Origin of the sequence: Pseudoalteromonas sp. S1727, assembly GCF_005886375.1 — a bacterium.
Taxonomy (GTDB): domain Bacteria; phylum Pseudomonadota; class Gammaproteobacteria; order Enterobacterales; family Alteromonadaceae; genus Pseudoalteromonas; species Pseudoalteromonas haloplanktis.
Window position 1 is genome coordinate 1 of the sequence record NZ_PNDT01000022.1, and the last position, 26,326, is coordinate 26,326.

Consider the following 26,326-nt stretch of genomic DNA (forward strand, 5'->3'; position numbering starts at 1 on the left):
TAAGCGGTTTTTAATATTGGTGGAGAGATAGGGATTTGAACCCTAGAGGGGCTATAAACCCCTGCCGGTTTTCAAGACCGGTGCATTCGACCACTCTGCCATCTCTCCGCACGGCCTGCATAATAGAGAAGGCAGTGGTCTTTGTGAAGCTTTTTTTTCAAAAAAAAGTTTAAGTGCTTAAAAAACAATTAATTTGCATACTCTTCACACAGGCAAGCTGAATAATTGTACAAACTGGAACTTTTATATTTATTTAATGGTCTATTGAACTACAAACATTTGCCCAAATATACAAGTCTTGATAGTCTAACTCTAGTTAATTATCGGAACTACAACAAGTTTCACTTAAAGGAGCTCTAAAATGGCATTTAATCACTCGTACAATACCGCTAAACCGGTTATGTCGACCATTGAAACAAACAAGGTATTAAAAAATACTTATTTTTTATTGGCTATGACATTAGCATTTAGTGCTGTGACGGCTGGTATTTCAATGGCATTACAACTTCCTTATTTTATGGGATTAGTTTTCACGCTTATTTCTTTTGGCCTATTGTTTGTTGTAAACAAAAAAGCTGACAGTGCATCGGGCGTTGCGTGGGTATTCGCTTTCACTGGTTTAATGGGTGCAGGCCTTGGTCCATTGCTTAACCATTACGCTGCAATGGCTAATGGCCCAATGCTTATTATGCAAGCGTTAGGCTCTACTGCATTAATATTCTTTGGTTTATCTGCTTACGCACTTAATACTAAAAAAGACTTCTCATTCATGGGTGGTTTTTTAACTGTCGGTCTTATCGTTGTGATCATCGCCAGCATCGTCAATATCTTCCTTGACAGCTCATTAATGTTTATGGTGCTAAATGCAGCTGTTGTATTAATCATGTCGGGGCTTATCTTATTCGATACAAGCCGCATCATTAACGGTGGCGAAACGAACTACATTCGTGCAACTGTTTCTTTATACTTAAGCGTTTATAACTTATTTACTTCATTACTTGCTCTTCTTGGCGCAAATAATGACTAATTAAATAGTTCTGCTAAAATAGCCCCTCTTTAGGGGCTTTTTTATTGGAAAAATTTTGGCACGATTTGTACTTTCTTTGCACAGCGCACCATCCGATCATGACGCCACACAGCGATTAATTAAATTTGCTCATGCTTGTTTAAATCTAGGTCATCAAATTGATGCGCTATTTTTATATCAACACGGGGTGTTTCATGCCAGCGAGCAGTTAAACCTAGCATCTGATGAATTACCAATCAATTCACTCTGGCAACAATTACATAAGCAGGGTGTCAATTTAATGCTGTGTGTAACTGCCGCTGAAAAGCGTGGTTTAGATATAAACAATACGGGTGTCTTTACAGTCGCTGGCCTGGCAGAATTTGCCATGTTAGCAAGTGATGCAGACAAATGGGTGCAATTTAAATGATCAACGTTCTGGTATTAAGTCAACATAGTCCTTTTGATGACTTACATATTCGTGATGCACTTGATATGACCTTAATTTTTGCAGCTGTAGAGCAAAATATTAGTTGGTTATTCACAGGTCCTGCAGTTCTTGCATTAAAAAAACAGCAGCAACCTGAGCATATTGGTTTAAAAAACTATTTTAAAACCATCAAAACATTAGAAATATACGATGTTGAAAATATTTATGTATGTGAAAAATCATTACTTGAATATGGGCTTGAAAAGAGTCACTTACTCATTGAGGTAAAAACGCTTAATTATCAGCAGCAACACCACCTTATTAGCCAACAACAACAAATAGTGACCCTATGAGTACTTTGCATATATTCTCTAAGCCACTTAGCTATTACAATACTGATCAATTGGTTAATCTTATTCAAGTAACTGATCAGGTGCTTTTGCTAAGTGACGCCTGTTTTGCCATTCGCCAATTTAGGCAACTTTCAACACACTTATTAATACTTGCTGATGATGCGCAATCTCGAGGTATTACTATCTCTGAACCAGATCACTCACTGAATTATGACGACTTTGTCGCATTAACATTAGCAACTTCTCACTCTATTACGTGGTAACACATGCTTGAATTTAATAATAAAATTATCGACACTGATAAACAGGGCTACCTACTTGATCATCTATTATGGAGTGAAGAATTAGCCCCAATTATTGCTGCCCAGGAAAGTATCGAATTAACCAGCCAACATTGGGAAGTGATCCACTTTGTACGTAATTTTTATTTAGAGTACAACACCAGCCCTGCAATAAGAATGTTAGTAAAAGCAATGGCAAAAGCCTTGGGGGAAGATAAAGGCAATAGTATTTACCTTTATAAATTATTTCCCAAAGGACCTGCAAAGCAAGCAACTAAAATCGCCGGTTTGCCAAAACCTGCGCGGTGTATTTAATCATGACTGTTATTAAAAACAACGGACCTAAAAAAAACACGCCGAAAAATAATACAACTAAACGTCGTAACAGTGGCCGTAGTTATAATCGCAGCGGCGTTACCACAAAAAAAATCAATAGCTCAGTAAAACGTGAAATAAAACCAGCAATTGCCGCTAGTGAACGTAAAGTGGTGTTATTCAATAAGCCCTTTGATGTGCTGTGCCAGTTTACTGACGAGCAAAACCGACAAACCTTGGCTGACTTTATTACCATCAAAGATGTCTACGCTGCTGGACGATTAGACAGAGACAGTGAAGGTCTCTTATTACTGACTAATTGTGGCAAGTTACAAAACACCTTAACCGCACCAAATAAAAAAACCAGCAAGACTTACTGGGTGCAAGTGGAAGGTGAGCCTTCTGATGAAGCTATTAAACGCCTATGCCAAGGTGTTGAACTTAAAGATGGTCTTACCCTACCCGCTGAAGTGAAGCGTATTACTGAGCCAACTATATGGCCGCGTATACCAGCTGTCAGAGAGCGAAAAAACATTCCAACTAGTTGGCTAAGTATTACCCTCACTGAAGGGAGAAATCGCCAAGTAAGGCGAATGACCGCTCACATCAATCACCCAACTTTACGTTTGATCCGCTATCGAATTGGTGACTATACATTAAAAGGGATAGCCAGCGGTGAGTATAGAGTTATCGATGGTGAATAATAAGCTGAGGAAATAACGTTGATTGTATACGGCCAGTTGTTGGTTAATCGTGGTATTAATCTTTACTAACGACAATCGCATTTCGCCCTTTTCTTTTTGCTTGATACAAGGCCTTATCAGCAGCATCAACAAAATAAAGGTGCCCTTCATCGCTTAGATTATAGAGCGTTTTAATACCCATACTTAAGCTAATATAACCCAGTTCAGCATATTCATGTTTAATAGCTAATTGAGTAATTGCTTGTTGGATCTGTAATGCAGTATTAAGCGCCTGCGTTGAGTTGCTGTTTGGCATTAACACAACAAATTCCTCGCCCCCAAAACGCGCTACAAAATCCTGTTTATTAGTTAGTAAAGACGCAATACATTGAGCAATTTGGTATAAACATTGATCGCCTTTAACATGGCCATAGTTATCGTTATATTGCTTAAAATAATCGATATCAAGCAAAATCATCGATAGAGGCTTTAATTGTTTAGACATTAATTCAAGTTGCTTGTTTAAGGTATCATCAAAGCAGCGGCGGTTCGCAATCTGGGTTAATGAATCTAAAAATGCCATATCACGAAGAATATCTTCAGCCGCTAAGCGCTGCGTAGCATCTTTAAAAATGGCTAAAAATTCATTCCCTATGATGGTCCCTGATATTTCCATGGTAATTTGCTCACCATTTTTACAACTAACTTGGTAATCTTGTGGCTCTATATCGGTATTGTTGATACGCGCATCAATCATCGCCTGTTGCCATTGTTGTTGCACCTGCGCACGATACTGAGGATCTGGATAGGCGTTTAACCACCATGCTGCTAACGTGGGGGTATCGTCAATATCATAACCAAAAACATCTATAAACCGCTGATTCACGCTAATTATATTACCCGTAAGCGTACATACATTACACAATGGAATGGGCACCTGAGCGAACAAGTTAGCATATTTACTTATTTCTAATGATGTAGATTCTGTCGCTCTATGCACATTATTTTTAATGTCAGCTTGCCCGTGCTTTTTTGTTGCCATAGACAAAGCAAATGACCATTCTTTGCCCCATTGCCTTAGCAGTTGTAACAGCAAACATTGATCCGCGTTTGCTATTTGATTACTGTTGGTAAGTTTTAAAAGCAGATCATCAAAATCCTGATAGAACGTGTCTTGTTGCAAAAGGCTTTGCTGAATAGTTTCAAATAGACAGTATGCATCCAGCCGTAAAGTACTTGTCATTTGAGAGCTCATGACCTCTAACTGCTCATCATTATATATTGCGTAACGCTGCAAAAAATCAACGAAAAGTTGGCTGTGTGATGAATGATCGGTGACTAATTTAACCATTTAATTGATGCCCGAGGAAATGATATAAAGATAATTCACGTGAAGGATTTTTACATGGCAAAGTGTCAGAAATCAACAGCGTGAAAAATTAACAAAGAACAACGTTTACAATGAGCGTTAATGTGAGATGTAAACAAAATACAACTTTAAAATACTTTTTTTAAACGGTTATATCCAGCTATTTATGATATTACATACAGTTTTCCTGAGGCAACTGATCACACATCAGTAAAAGTTTAATAACTCATAATGATGCCTTACTAATAACGTAGTCATATTAAATTATTAAAGAATTATGTAAACTTGCCGTTATCTGTACTGAGCAACTATTAATTTTCATACACATTAATAGTTAACTATCGTAATGTTTTTTTGAAGAGAGCCAAAACTCGGCATTAAATTTGCTTAGTTTATGAATAAATTACCGCTTTAATGGATTGAGGTGTTACATGGATATTTCGAAGGAAGAACTCAATTATATAGTGGACTTATATCAAACAAATAGTCCTGCGCAATTAAATTGTGAACATACGCTCACTTTACACAGTGAGATCCCCTCCGGTATCGCCCATTTACTAAGCCAAGCTAAATTGACGCTACTCGCAGAGGTCGCTCATTATCAGCTATGGTTCCCACTTGAACTTAAAGTAAATGAATTAGGCACATTAACACCCTATTTAAATGCCCCTGAAGTGATTGATACCCAAGGCGTAAAACGTTGCTGGCGCTGGGATAATTTGGAAATTCAAAACCACGATTTCAAAATAGAGTCCATCTCAAGCACTGGACTATTTTTAAAGCCACTGTCAAAAAAGCAGCTAAGAAAAACTTCCCAACAGTTAAAGTTTATTTTACCAAATAAGAAAAAAATCAGCATAGAGATTGAACCTGTTCGGGTCAGTGATCAGGGTATTGCAGCAAAAATTACGCAGATACATCAAGGGCGAGAGCAGCTCAGGGCTTACTTATTTGAGGCCCATAAGCGTAAACATGCAAGCTTATATGAGTACGTATGACCCTGTTTATCTCAATGATGGCAATTAAATTATATCCCTGCGGTTGCAGCTAAGTCAGCACAAAGCTAAGCTAAGCCTTTATTGAAAAATATGAAGGTTCTATGAGCGAAAGTAACTACCCAATTGGCACTCAAGGCACTCCATGGAATGCTGAAAACAAACAACAGTGGCTTAGTAAACAAACGATTAAACGGTGCTATCAGTCTCAAGTGCTCACCTTAGTCGACGAACTTAAACAGCAATTTGACATTGAGCAATATGGCGCGCTTGATGTTGATCCACAGCGTTACCCTCTTTATGTTATCAAATCTAAATGTTGGCAAGAAACTAAACCCACAGTGTTAGTAACGGGTGGAGTGCATGGCTATGAAACCAGCGGTGTGCATGGCGCATTACGGTTTGTAAAAACAAAAGCTGCACAGTATGCGGAGCATTTTAACCTGATTATTGCTCCTTGTATCAGTCCATGGGGTTATGAAACGATTAATCGCTGGGATCCGGCAGCTATAGACCCAAATCGCTCTTTTCATGCTGACAGCCCTGCCCCTGAATCTGCAGCGCTGATTCAGTATATGAACGACCATAATATAAAACCACATGTTCATATTGACTTACATGAGACAACCGATTCCGATAACAGTGAGTTTCGTCCAGCTTTAGCCGCCCGTGATGGTAAAACCAATACAAACTGGAATATTCCTGATGGTTTTTACCTTGTCGCTGATAGCACGAAACCAATGCCTGAGTTTCAAAAAGCGATCATTGATAGCGTTGCTCAAGTAACACACATCGCGCCAAGTGATGAGAATAACCAATTAATTGGTGTACCACTTGAACAGTTTGGAGTGATCAATTATTCAGCTAGAGAGCTTGGTTTATGCATGGGCTTTACTGACGCGCAGTATGTTACCACGACAGAAGTCTACCCAGACAGTCCAACAGCAACTGATGAAGAATGTATTTTAGCGCAAGTTGCAGCCATTACAGGGGGATTAGATCACTTACTTAGCATTGACATTGCTAATAATCTGTAATGTTCTAATGACCTAGAAACAAATTTTTGGCCTGTGTAATAACAGAGCAGGCCAGAAAATACACATAATCAAGTCAAATTTCACTCTAAAAGAAACTGTTCAATGCAAATTTATAAAATATAAATAAAAAACTAGACTTCATGTTTTAATTGTATAAAATTCGCGCTCTTAAATTTTCTCACAAGGAAGCACGTTGAAATTTATCAATAAATATGGCCAGGTTAGTTTACAATGTGAACAAAATATCATCATTGCTGATTTCTCTGGTAATGTTAATGCCAGTTTAGTCTCTGCATTTGCTAATAGCTTACTCACACAGGTAGCGCAGTTTGCAAATAAACCATGGGGATACATTAGCAATTCACAAACGCTTTTAGCTGCCACACCACAAGCAGAGCAACAACTTACCTTGCTTACGTCTGCCATGGTACATAAAGGCTGCATTGCCAGCGCCTATATTTTTGACTCATCAATCGTAATCAATCAAATGCAACGCATTCTCGATAATGCGGGGCTAAATATGGATATTCGTCCGTGCCTTTTTAACAGCTTAGCTCAAGCTAAAGCATTTGTTAATAAAACGATGACCGAGAAAGCGATGCAATTACTATGTATGCAAAAGAGCCAAGCCTAAAAGTGATGTGGCAAAGTATATGTAATTCTAAGGCCGGATAATTAATCGCCGCACCTACGTTTTAACAACTTAAACAAGCAGCGAGCCTTTGTCTCGCTGCCTATTTAGTGATTGTGCGTTTTGCTATTAATAAAATCAGTTAACGCAAACAGTACACCTGATATTACAAAAGTAACATGGATGACCACCTTCCACATTAACTCATCGCTGGTGTGACTAGGTGAGCTAATAAATACTTTTAACAGCTCTACCGCAGATATTGCAACTATCGCACTGATCAATTTCATTTTTAAACCAGAAAACCCCACTTTCCCCATCCATGCTGGGCGATCTTCATGATTACCGATATTCAGCTTTGAAACAAAATTCTCATAACCACTAAAAATTATGATCAACAATAAACCAGCGAGCAGAGCCGTATCAACCAAGGTTAAAATCCCTACTAATAACTGCTCATTAGTGGCACTGAATGTATTAAGCGCCATGTGATACAAATATTTAAAAAACTTTAACAACAACAGGATTATCGCAACTAACAACCCTATAAAAAAAGGTGCCAGTAACCAGCGGGCACGAAAAATAAAGCTTTCTACAAATTTTTCTAATTTAGATGCAACACGCGGTGCAATTTCTGGTGGTTGGCTTTGAGACATATAAGTTCCTAATATAGTTATCCTACTAAGATAACATTAATAAAATTGAGTTCATTATTTTTATTACACTTTATTTGTCTTTACGATAAAAATATTTCGTTATCTTTTATTATCAATTCGTTTAAAAATCCACTTACCAACAGCGTATTGCTGATTGGATCACTCTTGTTTTAATTATCAAAAACAATTGTTATTACTTTTTTAGGAATGAACGAATGAAAAAAGCATTGCTAACACTTATCGTCGCACCTCTATTTGCTGTTTATACAACATTTGCAGTTGCAGATGATGCTGTTGACGCTTCAGCTGAAACAATTAAAGAATACACAGAAATGTGTTTAAACTGGGCTAAAGACGACGACATCAGCAATGAAGAGCTTAAGCCATACGTTTTAAAGTGCGTTAATGATGAGCTTGAGTCTGAAGGCTACAAAAAAGTTACTGACGTAAAAATTTAAAATTAAATTTGCCACTGCGAAATTTATAAAAAACCGGAACGACACAATGATGTGCGTTCCGGTTTTTTTGACTAAGGCAAGCGACTAATACTTAAGCGCCTATCCGTGTAAAATAGTTACGATTAATTTTACTCAGCGTCCTTTTTCGCCTTAGCTGCTTTTTTAGGTGCCGCTTTCTTTTTCGGTGCGGCTTTTTTCTTCGCCTCTTCAACCCATTTACCAGCATTGTAATGTGCAGTCCAACCCGTTGCTTTGCCGTCAACCTCGGTCATTACATACTGTTCTTTATTCTTACGGCTATAACGGACAACCGCTAAGTTGCCATCAGGGTCTTTTGCTGGCGCATCCGCAAGATAATAGAATTTAGGAGAAATACGATCTCGAAAACGCTGTAACTCTTCAACTTTGGGAGCGCGAGTTTCACGTGATTTAGGGAACGTATTGGCTGCTAAGAAAATACCCGCAGCACCATCACGGAGCACGAAGTATGCATCAGATTTCTCACATTCAAGCTCAGGTAACTGCACAGGATCTTCTTTTGGCGGCGCAGCTTCACCACTACGTAGTAATTTTCTAGTATTTTTACATTCCTCATTACTACAGCCAAAATATTTACCAAAACGTCCAGACTTTAATTGCATATCTGCTGAACATTTATCGCACTCAATGATAGGGCCATCATAGCCTTTTATTTTAAATGTACCCTCATCGACGACATAGCCTTTACATGCGGGATTATTACCGCAAACATGAAGTTTTCTAGTTTCATCAATCAGGTATGAATCCATCGCTGTTTCACAGATTGGGCAACGCTTCATTTGCATTAATGTTTCTGTTTCAACATCTTCAACATCGGCAGCCACTGCTTCGTCGCCAGCCACTAGATTCATCGTAGTCGTGCAGCGCTCTTTAGGAGGTAAATTATAACCAGTACAACCTAGAAACACCCCTGTCGACGCAGTACGAATCCCCATTTTTCTACCGCATGTTGGGCAATCAATGTCTGTTTCAACCATTTCATTTTTACGCATTCCTCCTTCATCTTCTTCACCACTGGCTATTGTCAGTTGAGTAGAGAAATCAGCGTAAAACTTATCGAGCACTTGAGTCCAAACACGTTCGCCTTCTGCGATATCATCTAAACGACCTTCCATTTTTGCAGTGAAGTCAAAGTTCATCAGATCAGTGAAGTTCTCAACTAATCGATCGGTAACAATTTCACCCATTTTTTCTGCAAAGAAGCGACGGTTTTCAACGCGTACATAGCCGCGATCTTGGATCGTTGAGATAATAGAAGCATAAGTAGAGGGACGACCAATACCACGTTTTTCAAGCTCTTTTACTAAACTGGCTTCACTAAAACGCGCAGGCGGCTTAGTAAAGTGCTGTTTAGGTTCAAGCTCAATCAGGCTTAATACCTCACCTTCTTTTATTGCTGGTAATGATTGATCTTCTTCATTCTTTTTACGCACAGCAGGTTGTACTCTTGTCCAACCATCAAAGCGTAGCACACGCCCTTTTGCCTTTAATTGAAAATCATCAGCTGTTACAGTCAAAGTTGTTAAGTCATATTCTGCAGCAACCATTTGACATGCAACAAATTGACGCCAAATTAATTCATAAAGTTTCTTAGCATCCGGATCTACACCTTCTAAATGACCAGACAATACACTCACACTAGAAGGACGAATTGCTTCATGCGCCTCTTGTGCATTTCCTTTCGAGCTATAATTAACAGCCTCTTTTGGTAAATACTTATTGCCATATTGTTCACTTACGTAGTCACGGCACATTGCAACAGCATCTTTGGACAAATTTGTCGAATCTGTACGCATATAAGTTATGTAACCAGCTTCATACAATCGTTGTGCTAACATCATGGTCTTCTTAACACCATAACCTAAGCGTGTACTGGCAGCTTGTTGCATGGTTGAAGTAATAAAAGGCGCACTTGGACGGCTCTTACTCGGCTTTTCTTCAACACTAACAACTTTATATTCAGCATTCTCTAAGACTGCAGTTGCAGCCATAGCTTGTGTTTTATTAACTGGTTTAAACGCTTTATCGTTTTGCTTAACCACTTCTAGGCGTAAGGTAGACTCACTATTTTTAACGTCTGCATGAATATCCCAGAACTCTTCCGGAATGAATGCTTTGATCTCGCGCTCGCGTTCTACCAATAAACGCACAGCTACTGACTGTACGCGCCCTGCTGATAAACCACGGGCAACTTTAGCCCAAAGTAACGGTGAAACCATAAAGCCAACCACACGGTCTAAAAAGCGACGGGTCTGTTGGGCATAGACCATGTCGGTATTTAGCTCTCCTGGCGCTTCAAAAGCTGCCTGAATGGCATTTTTAGTGATCTCGTTGAATACTACGCGCTTGTACTTCTCAGGCTCTCCACCAATGATTTCTTGCAGATGCCACGCGATTGCTTCTCCCTCTCTATCCAAATCCGTTGCGAGGTAGATTTGGTCAGCATTTTCAGCAAGCTTTTGTAATTCTTGAACAACCTTTTCTTTACCTGGCAATATTTCATAATGAGGTTCCCAGCCTTTTTCTGGATCAATCCCCATTCGAGCAACTAAGTTCGTATAATCACGCTGTTTTTTGTATGCAGCCTTTTCTTCTGGTGCCATTTTACGCACTTCTGCAGGCGTTTTTACAGCAGCCGTTTTGGTTTTGCCTGAACCGGAGGTAGGAAGATCTCGTACATGCCCAATAGAGGACTTGACGATAAAATCGTTTCCTAAATATTTATTAATTGTTTTAGCCTTAGCAGGAGACTCTACAATTACTAGCGATTTGCCCATAGTTGCCTATTTCTAACCAAGTATTTTAAATGTGTTTTGCTCATTTACGAGCGCGAATATTTATAGGTATATCTACAAACACCAATTGTTACAAGCTTTTAATACAAACTTTTCTATTTTTAATGATTAATTAAACAATTATTGCCGTTAATTTAGACAAAACGATGTTTTTTGGTATTTGCAGTGGAATATATAGAATAGCAACAAAAATGCCAACCTTATGGTTGGCATTTTTAATACAAAATTAAATTAAGGTGCTGGATCATCCAGTACCGAAATGGATGTCGTGCTAATTAACCCATTAGGAGCTGCAACTTTAACTGTAATTGCACCTTGTGTTTTATCATTTCGAGAGTCATCTTGTTCATCTAAAATAACAAATGATAAAGAAATAGGCACAATCGAAGTCGTATTTGGAAAAATATAATCTTCATCAGCGCCTGAGAGCACTCCATTATCTGTCGAAATAGATACTACAGTACCTACTGGCATTGGGTTATTATAAATATCTGCAATATAAACAGTTAAATCAACCGCTTCTGTTGTTCCGCCTCTAAAATCAACACTATCCACCTGACACATCAAATCACTGGTTGCATCGCTTTGATTCTTTCTAAGTAGAGGGCTCAATGAATTACTATTTAAACGCACTTCTGAAGCGTTAACACCTGGAATTAATGAGCAATCTGGAGCAAATGTTACTACCCGGAAAGCGGCATCATCATTAGACATCACGATTTCAGAGTTATTAAATATATGTATTAAACCTCGCTTACAGATACCTGCTGTATCATCAGCTTCAGTACAGAGTAAACCATCGTAAACACCATTTCCAGTAGTCCATGTTCCATCGCTATTGTAATCAATGAATTCTTCAAACTCATCGCCATCAGAGTTTTCAGCTGAACAAGGACCTGAACCAATGGCGCAATCTTCGCCACCGTATGTATTATCGCTGTTATTATCTATAAACGCTTCTGGCCTATCATTTATTTCAGCAAAAAAATCGGTCGAGTCAAATAAACCATTACCATTCTTATCATTATAAGACTCTTCACCAAGCGCATAAGATAAAATAGTTGCACGTCCACCTAACGGTAGATCAATACTATAATCGTCATTTAAAATTCCCATCGGACATGGAAGCCCTCTATCACACTTTTCCATAATGGTATTTTGGTAATAACTATTAGTGAAAGGTCGTGGGTTACTACTTTCCCAGGTCACTGAACAATTACCGTTACTTGTCTGACAGTTAGGCGCAATCATCCCTCCTTCAGCGATAAAACTTACCACCGTACCATCAGGCACAGGATTACCGAAATGATCTGCTAAACGAGCTGTCACTTCAACTTGAGTTCCATCCAAATCAAGTGCATGAACGTTATGAGCACTTAAAGCTGTACTAAAACTATTCTGATCAGCTACACCTGTACTAATAGCAAGTTCATCAGATTGTTTTATAACTTTTAAAGTTTGCCCTTCAAACACTTCTTCGCTTGATGCAATAACTTTAACAGGCTGTGGGTATACGCCAGATTGGACCACTGTTTGTACTATGCCTTCAGCATTGGTAAAACCGGAGCTTTGACTCAGTTTTACACCTCCAACAGTTGTTGATAGTTCAAAGTTGACGGTTTTCGATGGGATTGGATTACCATTATTATCAACAAGCTTAAACCGCAAAGTGGATGTCTCTTTACGATTTGCACCACCAGTTCCTTTTAAAGCAATAACTGATTCCGATGAATCCAAAAACTCAATAGAACCAATATTAGATTTAGATACATTTACAACAATATTATCAGAGACTGTAGTGCCACCGGTGATTACCGATGCGGTAATTTGGTCAGCGCCTACGCAGCCTGTAGCTCGGTATGTAGATTGTGCCACGCCACCAATACTGGTAACTCTTGCATCAATCACTGCTAGACCAGCATCAACACAACCCGAGCTAAACTCAACGAGTAATGGTGAAGTAAACAATGCCCCCTCTTTGTTGATTTCAACTGAGATCAGAGCCGTTGAACCAGCAGATAATAGATCTGAGTCAGCCAAATTAGAAGAAATCTCAATCTCTACATCAACGGCAGCGATTTGGAATGCCTTTGTTAAACTACTGGTTAAAACAGAAACAGTAACTTCACCGGCTCCAACATCTCGACCCGGTATAATGTCTAATAATGCAACACCATTAGCATCTGTTATGGCTGTTCCCGTAGTAGGCGATATCGAACCAATAGTTGTGGTCGCTGTTACTAATACTTGCTCTAGAGGTGTATTAGAACCGTTCTTGAGTGCTTGTACATATAACACACCGGATTCTTCACTTGAGAAGCTTGTTACTTCATCACATAAAGTAGCATCTCTACTATTTGTAAAACCATCTAAGCAATTTTTTAATAACTTAAATGATATATCAGCTGTATTTTGAGTCGAATCAGCTACATCACCACGGGTATAAAAACCAATAGTCGCTTGCTGATTATCAAACTGTGCCGTGACAATACCGGCCCCTTCAATAGAGCCTGCCGTCAAATTTAATGTTGCAATACCCGAGGTGTCAGTTAAAGCAGTTCCAAGACTTGGCAGTAAACGTCCTAACGTAGACGAGAAGTTGACAACTTGATTTGTAACAGGGTTACCTTCACTATCTAATACTAAGGCTTTTACTTGCGCACTATTATCTGCACTCACAGAATTCGTTTCAGTCAATGTCTGTGTTGATATTAAGCTAATTGAAAGCGCATAATCAGTATCACCATTTTGCGCAGGTGAATCCCCTGCTGTTTCATATACAAACTCCGTAGAGGTAGTTGATATTTTTTTGTCATTAACATAAGTTGCGGTAATACTCCCAGCCCCTTGAGTTGTACCAGTTAATAAATCAATTTCAGCAATTCCTTGCTCATTCGTCATGGCTGTGCCATTTGAAGGGTTAAGTATCCCAAAACCTGTAAGGTTAAATGTAACAAACTTAAATGCAGCAGGTTGGCCGTTTACAGTAACCGTGGCTTGCGCGCGTGCTGGGTTCAAATAATCTATACTTCTAGTTACTAGATCATTACTAGCTAAAACATTTACATTCACTTCTGTGACTACTTCACTTTGCACTTGAGCTTCAAATGTGAAAGGTGCAGAGACATATGTATCATCGTCAACAGTATAGCTAAACACAACTTCACCTGCGCCTTCTACATCGCCAGCGAGTAATGAAATTGAAGCAATTCCTTGAGAATTCGTTAATGCAGTGCCAGAAGGGGGATCAAGTTCACCAATGCTATCAGATAAAGTAAACGTCACTTTTTCACCACTTAGGGGCTCACCATTATGCTGTAAATTGGCTTGAAGGGTTATAGGATCATTTGGGGTAACTAGATTAGATGGTGCCCCCGTATTTGTAGAAACTCCATTTAATATCAAGATGTATTCATTTGACACATTATCTTGACCTCCTGTTGACTGAAAGTCAAAAGTACCAGAATAAGAGACACCTTCAATGGTGTATACGGCACTAACTTGACCAGCCCCCGCATCTGAACCTGCAGATAATTCCACAGTAGCTATCCCATCATTCTGAGTAAGTGCAGAAGATGGCGACAACAGACCTATATTATCGGCTAATTGAAAAGTTATACGCTTACCAGCAACAATCTCTCCATTACGCTTTAACGTAGCCCTTAAATCAAGTGCTGCTGAATTTGTTACTGTATTCGATGCAACGCCTGTATCTTGTGCATAGCCTTGTAAAGTAATAGAGTAATCACCTTGTGATGTATTATCCAGCTCACCTGTCGATGTAAATGTAAAAGGTTCAGCACTTGCGACACTTGTGCCGTCGAGTGTGACTGAAGCACTTACTGTTCCAGCACCAGCCGTGCTACCAACACTAAGAAATACTCTTGCTATACCATCAGCATCCGTCTCAGCGGTGCCAGATACAGGATTAAATACACCATAATCTCCATCTGTAGTAAACGTTACTCTACTTCCAGGGACTGCTGCACCATCTTTTAATAGTTTAGCTGCTAACTCTAAACGCTGGTTTGCTGAAACCTTATTAGCTGCTTCACCTGTGACTTCAGAAATAGCGCTAATCGTTAAGGTATAAGTTGCAACATCAGTGTCGCCACCCAGTTCACCACCTTCCTTTTCAAGTGTTCCACCGCCACCACACGCCGTGATTAAAAAACTTAACATTATGACACTGAGCCATCGCATTAAAGGCATTGCCCTCTCCCTAGCGTTTGTTATTAATAATGTAAATCTAAAATTTACTCAATATTAACCTATAACAAGCTTTAAAATCACAACTTTTATTACTTTTTTATGGTTTTTTTATTTACGATTTTTTTTTCATATTTATCGTTTTTTTCTGTATAAAAATCTGCATGCTGGTAGGCTATGGCAAATTTATAAAAAATAGATTGTTACTATGTCGAAAATCCGTTCAATGAGTTTAACCACCCGTATCATGATTGGTATGTTTTTGGGTGTTGCAGTAGGCTTTATTTTCCAAGCAATATTAGCTGGCGAAGACGATTATCTAATCCCACTTGGATTATTCTCTTTGCCAATTAAAGGCTTTTTTGTTGATGGTTTATTTCATATTGGTGGACAAATATTTATCGCCAGTTTGAAAATGCTAGTTGTACCATTAGTCTTTGTTTCACTTGTTTGTGGTACTTGTAGTTTAAGTGACCCAAAAAAGTTAGGACGATTAGGTGGTAAATCAATCTGCCTTTACCTCATTACGACTGCTATTGCGATAACAGTTGCAATTACTTTAGCCTTACTAGTGAACCCAGGTGAAGGTATTAATTTACCAAGTGATGCCGCATATAACGCAAAAGAAGCGCCAACGCTTGCACAAGTCATTATTGATATGTTTCCAACCAATCCAATCGATGCAATGGCCAGTGGTAACATGTTGCAGGTGATAGTATTTTCCTTATTATTTGGTATCGCCATGGCACTGAGCGGTAGCGCAGGTAAACGTGTTGCTGTCGTTTTTGAAGATTTAAATACCGTGATCTTAAAATTAGTGACGCTATTAATGAACGTTGCCCCTTATGGCGTGTTCTTTTTAATGGCTAAACTATTTACCACTATAGAAGTCGATTTGATTGTTAGCCTTGCAAAGTACTTTGGCGTAGTAATGGCTGCGCTAGCTATTCATGCATTTGTGAACTACACCATTTTGTTAAAGTTACTAACAGGCTTAAACCCGATTATATTTTTAAAGAAAATGAAGCATGCATGCCTGTTTGGCTTTAGTACTTCCAGCTCAAGTGCAACTATGCCTATCACATTAGAAACTGCCACCAAAAAATTAGGTGCAAAAAACTCAGTTGCTTCATTTACAATACCGCTAGGTGCGACCATCAATATGGACGGCACTGCAATCATGCAAGGTGTTGCGACGGTGTTTATTGCCCAAGTGTTCAGTGTTGATTTAACAATTTCTGATTACTTGATGGTCATTTTAACTGCAACGCTTGCCTCTGTTGGCACTGCCGGGGTTCCAGGCGTAGGCTTGATCATGCTTGCTATGGTACTTAATCAAGTTGGTTTACCTGTTGAAGGGATTGCAATTATTATCGGGGTTGACAGATTACTTGATATGACACGTACTGCAGTTAATGTAACTGGTGACTGTATGGTTACATGTGTCGTTGCTAAATCTGAAGGTCAATTGGATGAGGATGTATTTAACGACCCTGATGCAGCAAAAGATTTAGAGGACTACCATAAATCAACTGACTAGTATTGCTTGTGTATCTTTGTAATAAAAAACCCGCACATTTGCGGGTTTTTTATTACTTAAAAGTGCGAGCTAACCTTTATGGGTTTAATCCTTTAAAACGAGAAAGTAATGAGATGCCTGTTTGGTTCATCGTATTACTCAAGCCCAAAGCAAATTTATCACTTAGGCTCTTCTTAACTTTATATTTTACTTTATAGATTTGTCGCTCGTCTTGATGACTTAATAATGTGTCATCGCTGGTTTGAATTTTATCAACGAGCCCTTTCCCAATTGCTTGAGTTGCAAACCAATGTTCACCTGTTGCAACTAGATCGATGTCCAAACTAGGTCGTTGACTACTAACAAACTGTTTAAATAAATCATGAGTTTGTTCTATTTCATCCTTAAATTTCTCACGCGCTTTATCAGTGTTTTCACCAAATAGTGTTAATGTGCGTTTAAACTCACCTGCGGTGATCTGTTCAAAATCAACATCATTTTTCTTAAGAATTTTATTAAAGTTTGGAATTTGCGCTATCACACCAATTGAGCCCACAATTGCAAACGGGGCAGCAACGATTTCGTCCGCTACACATGCCATCATGTAACCCCCACTGGCTGCCACTTTATCTATTGAAACGCTAAGGTAAATCCCCTTATCTTTCAAACGTTGCAGTTGTGATGCAGCCAGACCGTAACCATGAACCACACCGCCACCGCTTTCTAATCTAACCAGCACTTTATCTTGCTTAGGATCAGCAATTGAGATGATTGCAGTGATCTCTTCGCGCAAGCTGTCAACTTCATGCGCATCCACACTGCCATTAAAGTCGATAACATATAACCGCGGTTTGCTATCAGTTTCAGCTGTTTTTTTAGCCAAGTTTTTTTGTGATTTATGATGCTCTTTTAATGCTTTTTTAGATAACGTACTTTCGATAAAATTATTTTTTAAATCATCAAGTTGCTCTGATATATCATCAATCTGAATTTCCCCTTTTTTACTTTTAGGCTTTGCCGCTGCAGCTACACTGATTAAAATAATAGCAGCAACAGCAATCACAAAAGTCACCGTTTTGGCAAAAAACAGGCCGTACTCATATAAAAATTCCAATTGTATTCTCCAAATAAAAATTTAACCTAATTTACCATTCAAACAAAAAAAAGCCACTTTTCAGTGGCTTTGTATTTTTTAACAGGTTGGAAAATTAGTCCGTCACAATATCAGTGTTATTAATTGATAATGCTAGACCCCGGGTTGCTAAGTAACTGGCAATTTGTAATTGCATTTCAGTTGTCGCTGCCCCGCTCGCTTCTACAGTTGAGCCTGCCGCTTCATTTGGTGCAGGTGTGAGCACTGAACTGTGATGTCCTTTGGTAAATTTCACTAGGTAACTCATGCCCTCACCCGTTGGCGCTTGTGATTGGGTTACCGTTGTTAAGCCCATTAAGTTAGCTAATGGTAATGAACCTGCAATAGGATTATTAACCGTCATCGGCGGAATTACTTGATCAGGTTTATTACCTTCACCATCACCAACTACAACATTCATATATACAGGCGTAGCAAGTGCTTTAACAGCAGCCGCGTAATTAGTTGGGTCACCACTATCAAGTACCGTTTGTGCCGCAAATGAGAACTGAGTCATCACCCCTTGGATATTTGCTATTTTTGCTGTTTCTCCTGCCATCGTAAGCGAGGCAATGTATTCTGGGTATGCACAGCTTACATACGCTTGTTGGTTTGCTGCGAACACTCCACAGTTAGAAACTGCATCAGTTTGTAAATAAGTCGCGAATTCAGCAGACTCAGTTGTTCCAGCAGCCAATAGTACTGAACCTTGTACGAATGGACCAAAAGACGCAGACTCTAATAAGAAACTAGCAATACCTCCGCCACCACTTGCAAGGGCCACTGTATTAACTTTAAATAGGCCATCCACTTGCTCATCAAGCGGGTTATTAGCTTGCGCAATAAAAGCTGGGGCAACAATTGAACCTAAAGAATGACCGATAAACGACACATCTTGTGTATTTAAAGACGTATCATTAGTCAGGTTTAAACCTAAACGAAGACCGAGTAAATCAGCAGAAGATTGTCTTAAATTATCCCGTGCTACAAGCAGTGATTGCAAATTCATATACGCTAAAACAGACCCAGTTGACGCATTGAAATCATCAACCCCATCATCATCAACATCAATACCACGCTCACCGTGTACAGGGTGGTCAATTGCTACTGTTGCAAACCCTTGTATAGCTAAACTTGCCGTTAATGCTAACATGTCTTCTTTTTTAGACGTTATACCGTGTTGCATAATCACAACAGGCCAACCACCGGCTGGCATTTCTATTGCCGGCATTTCTAATTGCGCTCTTACGTTATTGATCACAGCTAGAATCGGTTTAGTAACTTGTACAGGCACAGGCTCTAAGCTTTGTACTTTAGGAATTGAGTTATATTTAGTTAAATGCTTGGTTGTATCTAACCCTAAGTCACGCAGACGCCCATCACTGAGTGCGGCACAAGTTGCATCGTTAATGCTAACGGGTTCAGTTGGAAAATTCTCACCCTCTGATGCCTTATAAGCTAACACCGCCGCAGCGTTATCGCACATACCTTGCCAATAAGTATCCGCCAAATCTGAAACTTCTTTCCCTTTTGGTTGAGATAAGTACATAGGTAACGTGACACTGCCTTTTTGATACTGCACGCCTGAAAATGCAGGAGATAAACCCGTCATTCCTTGCGATTCGAAAACTTGCGCTACCGTTAACATCGGTTGTTCTGGAATTTGAACCATAGGTGTTGGTAGAGCTGGATTTTGTAGGCTCGCCGCTAGCAGTGATTTTATGGTGCCTAGCACTGGGCCAACAGATTGAATCGTCATTGCTGCTGAGAATATAATTTCATCTTTAGCGATTGCTCCACTTGAAGTAATTACATTTTCGTAGCTATTTATCACCCCTTGCAAAGCAAGTTGAGATTCCGTAATTAATGGCGCTTCTTGTTTCACCAATGCATAAGTTGATGACGGCTCGATAGAGCGCCCGACTGAATCTTTTAAACTAGTCGTTAATACATTTATATAAGAGCTACCAGCTTTAAACGGTTTTAACGGAATAATTGCAATAGCATCACCACTACCTTTGGTTATAAAGTCAACACCAAAGGTAAGTTCGCCGAGTAACTTGCAAGCCACGCCTGCAGGAACTTGCGAGCAATCTGCATCGGTTAAACTTGCGCCCATTACTACTTCAAAAATACGTACAGCACCCGGTGCTGAAGCAGACGCTTCATCTAAACTCAATTTAGGTTGCGGCGTTGCAGTTGAACTGACATCGGTAGGAAATGTTAAATCGATTTTGTAGGGTACTTGGCTTGACCAGCCATCAAGTGCTCCTAACGCCAGTGATGGATCAGCATAGGCAGCTCGTGGCACTGAGGTACCATTGGCATCTAATTCACCAGGTATATTAATAGTGCCATCTTTTGTGCCGCTCATTAATAAATCATTTGGCACCGAAATAACCCCATTTGCAGGGTCAAATTTCACTGTCGCAGCGGGTATAACCGGTGGTGTGTCATTTTTAACATCTTCTAACGTTTCACCGCCGCCGCAACCAGCAAGAGCCGCTGTAATTGCGAGTGAGAGTAGCATTTTTTTCATGTTGTTTGCTCCGCACGTAATCTTTTTTTTATGTGTGTGTTTAATTAAGTTCTTTTAAGTTATAGCGTAATTTTTGGTTAAAATATTGTAATTAGATTATTAATAAGACATTAGACCAGTTAAAGTTAACGTAAACTTTCAAATTTCGCCACCTTATTTTGCAATAAATTCGATAACTTGGTGTTTTGCTATGTTAAAATCATTGAAATTGATTATTTTGGACCTTTATTATGCAAACTTATAAAGCGGCTGAAAATGCCCTACAAGACAAAGTTATCCTGATCACAGGGGCTGGCGATGGCATTGGCCGTGTTGCGGCAATAACGTATGCAAAACATGGCGCAACCGTTATCTTACTTGGTAAAACCACCAGCAAACTCGAAGCCGTTTATGATGAAATAGTGGCATTAGGCGGTCCAAAACCGGCCATAGTACCGATGGATTTAAAAGGTGCTAGCAAGCAGAATTATCGTGATCTTGGGGCTACTATTGAACAACAGTTCGGTAAACTTGATGGATTACTTAACAATGCCGGAATTATTGGTGCATTAGGACCACTAGAGCATTTTTGTTCATCAACGTTTGATAACATCATGAAAGTAAATGTGACAGCTCAAGCAATGCTTACAAAGTACATGTTTCCTGTGTTACGAAAATCACCTTCTGCATCAATTATCTTTACGTCTTCTGGTGTCGGTCGACAAGGCCGTGAATTCTGGGGAGCGTATGCTATTTCCAAATTTGCCGTTGAAGGTATGATGCAAACATGGGCGTGTGAAGTAGGTAAAACGAATATTCGCATAAATTGTATCAACCCAGGAGCTACCCACACGGCAATGCGTGCAAGTGTATATCCTGGCGAAGACCGTGACAAATTAGCCTGTCCTGAAGATTTAATGCCAACTTATTTATATTTAATGAGTGACGATTCTAAAGATGTGAATGGTCAGTCATTAGATGCACAAACAAAATAAACAAATTTTTTAGTTTAATCACTCATTCAACAATGCCAGTTTCTAGACACTCACTGGCATTGCTGTTTACTCGAACAGTCATCGCTCGTAAACGTTCCATGCAAACAGACTTCATACTGAGCGGCGCTTTGTTGCACACATCCAATACAAAATAGCAGTGCAAGGATCAGCCTCTTTATTTTATTATTGATTAAATCAATATCAGTTATTGAAAACAACAATTTCATAAATAGTGAGCTTAGTACTAAAGTGAATTCATACTAAATGAATCAATCACAACAATTAAGAGGCAACACTATGATGCAAACTACAGCTCGCTTTACCCAACAAGACGGACTATTCATCGATGGTCATTTACACATTTTTATTGAACAGCAACTTTGTCAAAAAACAACGCTTGATTGCGATGATGTTTATCAAGCATTAGCAACATTAGTTGACGAGTTTGGCTGTCAATGTCGTAAAAACAAACACCTTGAGGATGATAGCTTGGATGTTCAAACACTACTGCATGCCTACCAAGTTGAGCACAATCATCCGCATTGCCATGTTGATGCGCAAACAACAACCGCAGTACTAGATGAATATTGCTGTCAAGTTCCTGCAATTATTGTTGTGGCTTTGATGGATACTTTAAGCGGAACACCCAGTGATGAAGAAGGTGCAAAAGCGATTTATCAACGTGCTGCTGAACTAACTAATCGCCCTTGTACGTACCGCAGTGCGCTTAAAAACGCTAATGCAGCATAAATTATGAATAACTTAAACACTCGATTATCCTTTGTGTAAAATCACTACAACTGAGGATAGTCGAGTTTTGCAGCTCCTGCTGTAAATCAAACGTCACTTCACCCGCACCTAATGTCTGTGCTAACGCATTGTCAATTGCTTGTGCAGCTTCGTGCCAATCCATAAAACGCAGCATCATCACAGCGCTTAAGATACTACTGGTGGGGTTTGCACTATTTTGTCCTGCGATCCGTGCAAACGTACCATGCGTGGGTTCAAAAAAAGCCACTTCATTATTCAAGTTTGCTGCTGGCATAATACCAATACCGCCCACTTGTGCAGTCAGCATATCCGCTAAATAATCACCATTTTGATTTGTCGTAACAACAACATCAAATTGTTCTGGCGTCATGAGTGCTTGCTGTAACATGTTATCAGCAATCACTTCTTTTATAATAAGTGGTGATTGGCCTGTGCGAGGTATTTCTAACCAACGTCCATTACTATGTGCTTGCGCCGCGAATTCTCGTTCAGCCAAGGCAAACCCCCACCGTTTAAATGCACCGTCAGTAAATTTCAAGACATTACCTTTATGAACTAAAGTAACTGAACGACTATTTTGCTCAATTGCATAGTTTAACGCATACCGAACTAATCGCTCTGAACCTTCTTTGGAAATATTTTTTATCCCTATTCCACAATGCTGATCAAATCGTAATCGCGTCACTCCCATCTCATGACATAAAAAGTCCAACATTTTTTCAGCTTCCACACTGCCCGCTTGCCATTCTATCCCTGAATAGACATCCTCAGAGCTATCACGAATGACGACAATATCAGTGTTTTCTGGATGTTTTAACGGCGAAGGCAGTGCTTTGTAACCCTTGATTGGGCGCATATTAACAAACAAATCCATTTCATGACGTAAAGCAACATTCAGTGAGCGAAAACCACCTCCTATAGGCGTTGTTAGCGGCCCTTTGATTGCGATTTTAAATTGACGAACGGCATGAATTGTCTCCTGAGGAAACCAATCACCATCATATAACTGCGCGGCTTTTTCCCCATTAAACACTTCCATCCAATGAATTTTACGCTGGCCTTGATAACATATGTGCACTGCTTGATTAACAACGTTACGCATGCATGGTGAAATATCCTGGCCTACTCCATCACCATCAATATAAGCGATGATGGGTTGCTTTGGTATCTGCCAAACACCTTTGTTATCAATCGTTATTTGCTCACCCTGTGGTGGAATTTCAAGATGTTGATAACTCATACTTGTGCCATATTCTGTTATTGAGTATTTAGCACGATTAAAGCATGGTTACACTGTGATGTCGTGCTTGTAGCAGTTATAGTTATTATTCAACAATAAAATAATGGATGCATTACTCCTTTTGTGCATAACCTTACTCGGTGTATTGGCAAGTGATTTACGCTGAACAATGCTGCTTATGAAGGGGTATGACATAATATATCATCGATTTCAGTTAGCACATTAGAGACCAATTGACTGTCAAGCGTAATACTGTCTGCTTTCAAGGCTTTATCTAACTTCAAAGCGTGTTGATATAAAGCATCGCAATCAAACATACCTGCGGTCCCTTTTAACATGTGTACGCTTTGCGTAAAACCATCAATATTACCTTGTGCGTACTGCTCACTCAGTGTATCTCGCTGTGCTTTTAAACCACCAATATAGACTCGTTTGAGTGCTTCAAATTCATGTTCCGGAAGCTTTACTTCTTCATGCATCTCAATATCTAAATAACTCGCAATTTTTTGACTAAACTCACTGCGGTCAATGGGTTTGCCTATGTGATCAATAAAACCCTGTTTTAAATAGCGCTCAATTTCATGTTGCATGGTATTAGCTGTTAACGCCACAATCGGGGTTGTTAGACCCGTTGCCTGCATAATATGTATAGCTTGTTCGCCATCCATTATTGGCATTTGAATATCGAGTAATATTAAATCAAATTGATGATCTAAAGTCGCTTGCACTGCATCTTGGCCGTTTTCGACTGCAGTAACCGTTAACCCCATTCGTTCCAAAATACGCTTAATAAGCTCACGATTTTCTGGGTGATCCTCGGCAACCAGAACTTCACCCACTAAGTTTCGTTGGCACTGGCTCGGTAACTCTTTTACTGTACTAACACATATTTCTTCAAAACTCGTGATCCAACGTACACGCTCCGGTGTGTACAATGCCATATTAAGACTAAATTCACTGCCACTACCAACATGAGAATGAACGGTAATATTGCCATCTAACTTTTCAGCTAAACTTTTTGAAATATTTAAGCCAAGCCCGGTTCCGCCATATTTTCGAGAAATCGATGAATCTGCCTGATAAAATGGCGTAAACAGATCTGCCTGCTCAGCATCTGTCATACCAATGCCGGTATCTTTGACTTTAATTACTAGCTGCTCTTCGGTACAGCTGACCAACAATTGAATATGTCCTACAGTCGTAAACTTTAACGCGTTGGCTGTTAAGTTAAGGAGTATTTGCCGTAATCGTGTTGGATCAGACACTATCCAGTCAGGAAGTGGGAATTGATAATCGACTTTAAATTTAAGGCCTTTATCACGTATTTGCTTGCCTAATAATGATTCAATATGGGCAATTGTTGCAAATAGATCAGTCTCAACTAAGTCTATTTCAAGACGATTTGCTTCAATTTTTGACATATCTAATATGTCATTAATTAAACCCAATACATGACGACTATTTTGTAAAATAACCCGTATACCATGATTGCGCTCATGCGGTTTAATATCGCCAAGTATAATACCATCTGCATAACCAATAATTGAGGTCATTGGGGTGCGAATTTCATGGCTCATGTTCGCTAAAAACCGGCTTTTAGCTTCACTTGCATCACGCAATTCTTCAGCTAGTTGTTGTAACTCTTGAGTACGTAATTGAACTTTATGCTCTAGATTTTTTGTCAGCTCAACATTTTCGTCGTGCAATATACTAAATTTATTCGCGACGGCAAAAGCCAATAACATGGCGTCCAGGGCTGTACCGATCAAACCAAGCAAGTATAAATCAATCGTAATTTGTGGAAATACACCTAAATTAGTGAGGTTACCAACCATATTAGGAATAGCCATTGCAAGGTAGGCAAACACAAAAAAGCGTGCCGGCTTAAAACCACTCATCCAACTGCGTATGCCTATGTATAAACCAAAGCATAAAGTCGCTCCGGTGACTATGGTGGCCCAAACAAAGCCAAAGCCAGGCCATATGATCGCAACAGGCACACCAGCGGTTGATATCGCAGCTAATATAAAAGAAGCGTATGATAAGTGCGGAAAACTTTCTTTGAGTTTAAGCAGGCTATTAAAAAATAGAATGTTCGTAAGTGGAATTAAAACAAAGCCAACCCAATGTAAATGGGCGCTGTAATAACCAAAGATTTGATCTGGTATATGAAAAAACTGACTCCAGCCAAACACCCAACAGGCTGTAAACAACGCATAATAAAGATGGGTAACATCACGAGCACCGAAGTAAATTAAAAGGTTATACAAGCCCAGTGCGATGCCAACACCAAAGCACAGCATCATCACCATGTTTTCTACGGTGATCTGTGAAAAAAAGTCTGTATAGGGTTTTAGCACTAGTTTTGGTGGCGTATAAAAATAGTCGCTTTCATATTTAGTGATCATAAAATAACGCTTGTTGGGGCTGAGTGTTATTTTATTTCCGTAATGAAAGGCGAATTCGTTTTTTTCAACACCGCCACTCAAATAGCGAGCAAAAGCCGTTGTGGGCTCAGTCATATCATAGACGCGGGTTTCAATCCGAGACACTAGCGTGTTGTATGGAAACAGCACTAGTTCATCTAACTGAGTTTGGTTCTCAAGCTCTATCACTAACCAATAGCTGCCACCAAAGTAAGTGGTATCAGATTGTGGCTGCTGATTAGCAAGCCAACTGGTTATCTGAGCACTTGAGCGAGGAAACCCATCATTACTTGCAGCGAGTAATGTGCCCACTTGAAACAGATTAACATCTTGCTGTTGTTCAGTATAAATAAATACGTCAGGTGCTGTTGCTGCTCGCGCTTCAAAACCAAAAGTTGTTAATAGGCTAAGAAAAATGACACTCCATAAACTATATACCACCTTTAACAACATAAAGTAGACCTTTGC

At 39.4% G+C, this 26,326-nt stretch carries 21 protein-coding genes and 1 tRNA gene; 13 read left to right on the forward strand and 9 right to left on the reverse strand.

The window, feature by feature from the left end:
• Positions 1 to 17 precede the first annotated feature (17 nt).
• A tRNA-Ser gene (locus tag CWB85_RS07080) sits at positions 18 to 108 on the reverse strand.
• Between the two features lie 253 nt (positions 109 to 361).
• Here CWB85_RS07080 and CWB85_RS07085 point away from each other — a divergent pair.
• The 6 genes from CWB85_RS07085 to CWB85_RS07110 are packed head-to-tail and all read left to right on the forward strand — an operon-like array spanning position 362 to position 3,089.
• Positions 362 to 1,027 (forward strand): Bax inhibitor-1/YccA family protein, encoded by a 666-nt coding sequence (locus CWB85_RS07085; RefSeq protein WP_138554522.1) that lies wholly within the window; start codon positions 362 to 364, stop codon positions 1,025 to 1,027.
• Between the two features lie 55 nt (positions 1,028 to 1,082).
• Positions 1,083 to 1,436 (forward strand): sulfurtransferase complex subunit TusD, encoded by a 354-nt coding sequence (gene tusD / locus CWB85_RS07090; protein ID WP_016709390.1) that lies wholly within the window; start codon positions 1,083 to 1,085, stop codon positions 1,434 to 1,436.
• A complete protein-coding gene (gene tusC, locus CWB85_RS07095) occupies positions 1,433 to 1,789 on the forward strand; it encodes a sulfurtransferase complex subunit TusC (protein ID WP_138554523.1) in 357 nt (118 codons plus the stop codon). The genes tusD and tusC overlap by 4 nt, the downstream gene beginning before the upstream one ends.
• Complete coding sequence (locus tag CWB85_RS07100) at positions 1,786 to 2,052, forward strand: DsrH/TusB family sulfur metabolism protein (protein WP_016709388.1); 267 nt, start codon at positions 1,786 to 1,788, stop codon at positions 2,050 to 2,052. The genes tusC and CWB85_RS07100 overlap by 4 nt, the downstream gene beginning before the upstream one ends.
• A 3-nt stretch (positions 2,053 to 2,055) precedes the next feature.
• Positions 2,056 to 2,385: a TusE/DsrC/DsvC family sulfur relay protein gene (locus CWB85_RS07105; protein ID WP_016709387.1), complete on the forward strand. Its 330-nt coding sequence runs from the start codon at positions 2,056 to 2,058 to the stop codon at positions 2,383 to 2,385.
• 2 nt (positions 2,386 to 2,387) lie between these two features.
• A complete protein-coding gene (locus CWB85_RS07110) occupies positions 2,388 to 3,089 on the forward strand; it encodes a pseudouridine synthase (protein ID WP_138554524.1) in 702 nt (233 codons plus the stop codon).
• Between the two features lie 55 nt (positions 3,090 to 3,144).
• On the opposite strand, the gene CWB85_RS07115 is transcribed toward CWB85_RS07110, so the two are convergent.
• Entirely contained in the window at positions 3,145 to 4,419 is a 1,275-nt protein-coding gene (locus CWB85_RS07115) for a sensor domain-containing diguanylate cyclase (RefSeq protein ID WP_138554525.1), read from the reverse strand.
• Between the two features lie 449 nt (positions 4,420 to 4,868).
• Here CWB85_RS07115 and CWB85_RS07120 point away from each other — a divergent pair, with 449 nt between their 5' ends.
• The 3 genes from CWB85_RS07120 to CWB85_RS07130 all read left to right on the forward strand — a co-directional run bounded on the left by CWB85_RS07120 (position 4,869) and on the right by CWB85_RS07130 (position 7,103).
• Entirely contained in the window at positions 4,869 to 5,435 is a 567-nt protein-coding gene (locus tag CWB85_RS07120; protein ID WP_138554526.1) for a hypothetical protein, read from the forward strand.
• 101 nt (positions 5,436 to 5,536) lie between these two features.
• Complete coding sequence (locus tag CWB85_RS07125) at positions 5,537 to 6,469, forward strand: M14 family metallopeptidase (RefSeq protein ID WP_138554527.1); 933 nt, start codon at positions 5,537 to 5,539, stop codon at positions 6,467 to 6,469.
• 193 nt (positions 6,470 to 6,662) lie between these two features.
• On the forward strand, positions 6,663 to 7,103 hold the full coding sequence (locus CWB85_RS07130; protein ID WP_016709383.1) for a hypothetical protein: 441 nt from the start codon (positions 6,663 to 6,665) through the stop codon (positions 7,101 to 7,103).
• A gap of 104 nt (positions 7,104 to 7,207) precedes the next feature.
• On the opposite strand, the gene CWB85_RS07135 is transcribed toward CWB85_RS07130, so the two are convergent.
• Positions 7,208 to 7,756, reverse strand: a complete 549-nt coding sequence (locus CWB85_RS07135) for a TIGR00645 family protein (RefSeq protein WP_016709382.1) — start codon at positions 7,754 to 7,756, stop codon at positions 7,208 to 7,210.
• 215 nt (positions 7,757 to 7,971) lie between these two features.
• Here CWB85_RS07135 and CWB85_RS07140 point away from each other — a divergent pair, with 215 nt between their 5' ends.
• Positions 7,972 to 8,214: a hypothetical protein gene (locus CWB85_RS07140; protein ID WP_016709381.1), complete on the forward strand. Its 243-nt coding sequence runs from the start codon at positions 7,972 to 7,974 to the stop codon at positions 8,212 to 8,214.
• 128 nt (positions 8,215 to 8,342) lie between these two features.
• Here CWB85_RS07140 and topA read toward each other — a convergent pair whose 3' ends face one another.
• Together topA and CWB85_RS07150 are read right to left on the reverse strand one after the other, a co-directional pair.
• Positions 8,343 to 11,030 (reverse strand): type I DNA topoisomerase, encoded by a 2,688-nt coding sequence (topA, locus tag CWB85_RS07145; protein WP_016709380.1) that lies wholly within the window; start codon positions 11,028 to 11,030, stop codon positions 8,343 to 8,345.
• Between the two features lie 249 nt (positions 11,031 to 11,279).
• Positions 11,280 to 15,260: an Ig-like domain-containing protein gene (locus CWB85_RS07150; protein WP_138554528.1), complete on the reverse strand. Its 3,981-nt coding sequence runs from the start codon at positions 15,258 to 15,260 to the stop codon at positions 11,280 to 11,282.
• 205 nt (positions 15,261 to 15,465) lie between these two features.
• On the opposite strand from CWB85_RS07150, the gene CWB85_RS07155 reads away from it, so the two are divergent.
• Complete coding sequence (locus CWB85_RS07155) at positions 15,466 to 16,797, forward strand: dicarboxylate/amino acid:cation symporter (RefSeq protein WP_016709378.1); 1,332 nt, start codon at positions 15,466 to 15,468, stop codon at positions 16,795 to 16,797.
• Between the two features lie 76 nt (positions 16,798 to 16,873).
• Here the strand turns inward: CWB85_RS07155 and sohB are convergent, their stop codons facing one another.
• Positions 16,874 to 17,890, reverse strand: coding sequence for a protease SohB (gene sohB, locus CWB85_RS07160; RefSeq protein ID WP_138554529.1), 1,017 nt, complete (start codon positions 17,888 to 17,890; stop codon positions 16,874 to 16,876).
• 94 nt (positions 17,891 to 17,984) lie between these two features.
• On the reverse strand, positions 17,985 to 20,447 hold the full coding sequence (locus CWB85_RS07165; RefSeq protein WP_138554530.1) for a VolA/Pla-1 family phospholipase: 2,463 nt from the start codon (positions 20,445 to 20,447) through the stop codon (positions 17,985 to 17,987).
• A 230-nt stretch (positions 20,448 to 20,677) separates the two neighbouring features.
• On the opposite strand from CWB85_RS07165, the gene CWB85_RS07170 reads away from it, so the two are divergent.
• Both CWB85_RS07170 and CWB85_RS07175 read left to right on the forward strand, forming a co-directional pair.
• On the forward strand, positions 20,678 to 21,421 hold the full coding sequence (locus CWB85_RS07170; protein ID WP_138554531.1) for a YciK family oxidoreductase: 744 nt from the start codon (positions 20,678 to 20,680) through the stop codon (positions 21,419 to 21,421).
• Positions 21,422 to 21,721: 300 nt separating this feature from the next.
• Positions 21,722 to 22,171, forward strand: coding sequence for a hypothetical protein (locus tag CWB85_RS07175; protein WP_138554551.1), 450 nt, complete (start codon positions 21,722 to 21,724; stop codon positions 22,169 to 22,171).
• A gap of 1 nt (position 22,172) precedes the next feature.
• Here the strand turns inward: CWB85_RS07175 and icd are convergent, their stop codons facing one another.
• Positions 22,173 to 23,432, reverse strand: coding sequence for an NADP-dependent isocitrate dehydrogenase (icd, locus tag CWB85_RS07180; protein ID WP_138554532.1), 1,260 nt, complete (start codon positions 23,430 to 23,432; stop codon positions 22,173 to 22,175).
• Between the two features lie 176 nt (positions 23,433 to 23,608).
• Entirely contained in the window at positions 23,609 to 26,311 is a 2,703-nt protein-coding gene (locus CWB85_RS07185; protein ID WP_138554533.1) for a 7TM diverse intracellular signaling domain-containing protein, read from the reverse strand.
• Between the last annotated feature and the right edge of the window lie 15 nt (positions 26,312 to 26,326).

Excerpts from the sequence above, each read along its gene's own strand:
- CWB85_RS07085 (WP_138554522.1), top strand. The coding sequence starts at position 362 with ATGGCATTTAATCACTCGTACAATACCGCTAAACCGGTTATGTCGACC.
- tusC (WP_138554523.1), top strand. The coding sequence starts at position 1,433 with ATGATCAACGTTCTGGTATTAAGTCAACATAGTCCTTTTGATGACTTA.
- CWB85_RS07100 (WP_016709388.1), top strand. The coding sequence starts at position 1,786 with ATGAGTACTTTGCATATATTCTCTAAGCCACTTAGCTATTACAATACT.
- CWB85_RS07105 (WP_016709387.1), top strand. The coding sequence starts at position 2,056 with ATGCTTGAATTTAATAATAAAATTATCGACACTGATAAACAGGGCTAC.
- CWB85_RS07110 (WP_138554524.1), top strand. The coding sequence starts at position 2,388 with ATGACTGTTATTAAAAACAACGGACCTAAAAAAAACACGCCGAAAAAT.
- CWB85_RS07115 (WP_138554525.1), bottom strand. The coding sequence starts at position 4,419 with ATGGTTAAATTAGTCACCGATCATTCATCACACAGCCAACTTTTCGTT.
- CWB85_RS07120 (WP_138554526.1), top strand. The coding sequence starts at position 4,869 with ATGGATATTTCGAAGGAAGAACTCAATTATATAGTGGACTTATATCAA.
- CWB85_RS07125 (WP_138554527.1), top strand. The coding sequence starts at position 5,537 with ATGAGCGAAAGTAACTACCCAATTGGCACTCAAGGCACTCCATGGAAT.
- CWB85_RS07135 (WP_016709382.1), bottom strand. The coding sequence starts at position 7,756 with ATGTCTCAAAGCCAACCACCAGAAATTGCACCGCGTGTTGCATCTAAA.
- CWB85_RS07140 (WP_016709381.1), top strand. The coding sequence starts at position 7,972 with ATGAAAAAAGCATTGCTAACACTTATCGTCGCACCTCTATTTGCTGTT.
- topA (WP_016709380.1), bottom strand. The coding sequence starts at position 11,030 with ATGGGCAAATCGCTAGTAATTGTAGAGTCTCCTGCTAAGGCTAAAACA.
- CWB85_RS07150 (WP_138554528.1), bottom strand. The coding sequence starts at position 15,260 with ATGCCTTTAATGCGATGGCTCAGTGTCATAATGTTAAGTTTTTTAATC.
- CWB85_RS07155 (WP_016709378.1), top strand. The coding sequence starts at position 15,466 with ATGTCGAAAATCCGTTCAATGAGTTTAACCACCCGTATCATGATTGGT.
- CWB85_RS07165 (WP_138554530.1), bottom strand. The coding sequence starts at position 20,447 with ATGAAAAAAATGCTACTCTCACTCGCAATTACAGCGGCTCTTGCTGGT.
- CWB85_RS07170 (WP_138554531.1), top strand. The coding sequence starts at position 20,678 with ATGCAAACTTATAAAGCGGCTGAAAATGCCCTACAAGACAAAGTTATC.
- CWB85_RS07175 (WP_138554551.1), top strand. The coding sequence starts at position 21,722 with ATGCAAACTACAGCTCGCTTTACCCAACAAGACGGACTATTCATCGAT.
- icd (WP_138554532.1), bottom strand. The coding sequence starts at position 23,432 with ATGAGTTATCAACATCTTGAAATTCCACCACAGGGTGAGCAAATAACG.
- CWB85_RS07185 (WP_138554533.1), bottom strand. The coding sequence starts at position 26,311 with ATGTTGTTAAAGGTGGTATATAGTTTATGGAGTGTCATTTTTCTTAGC.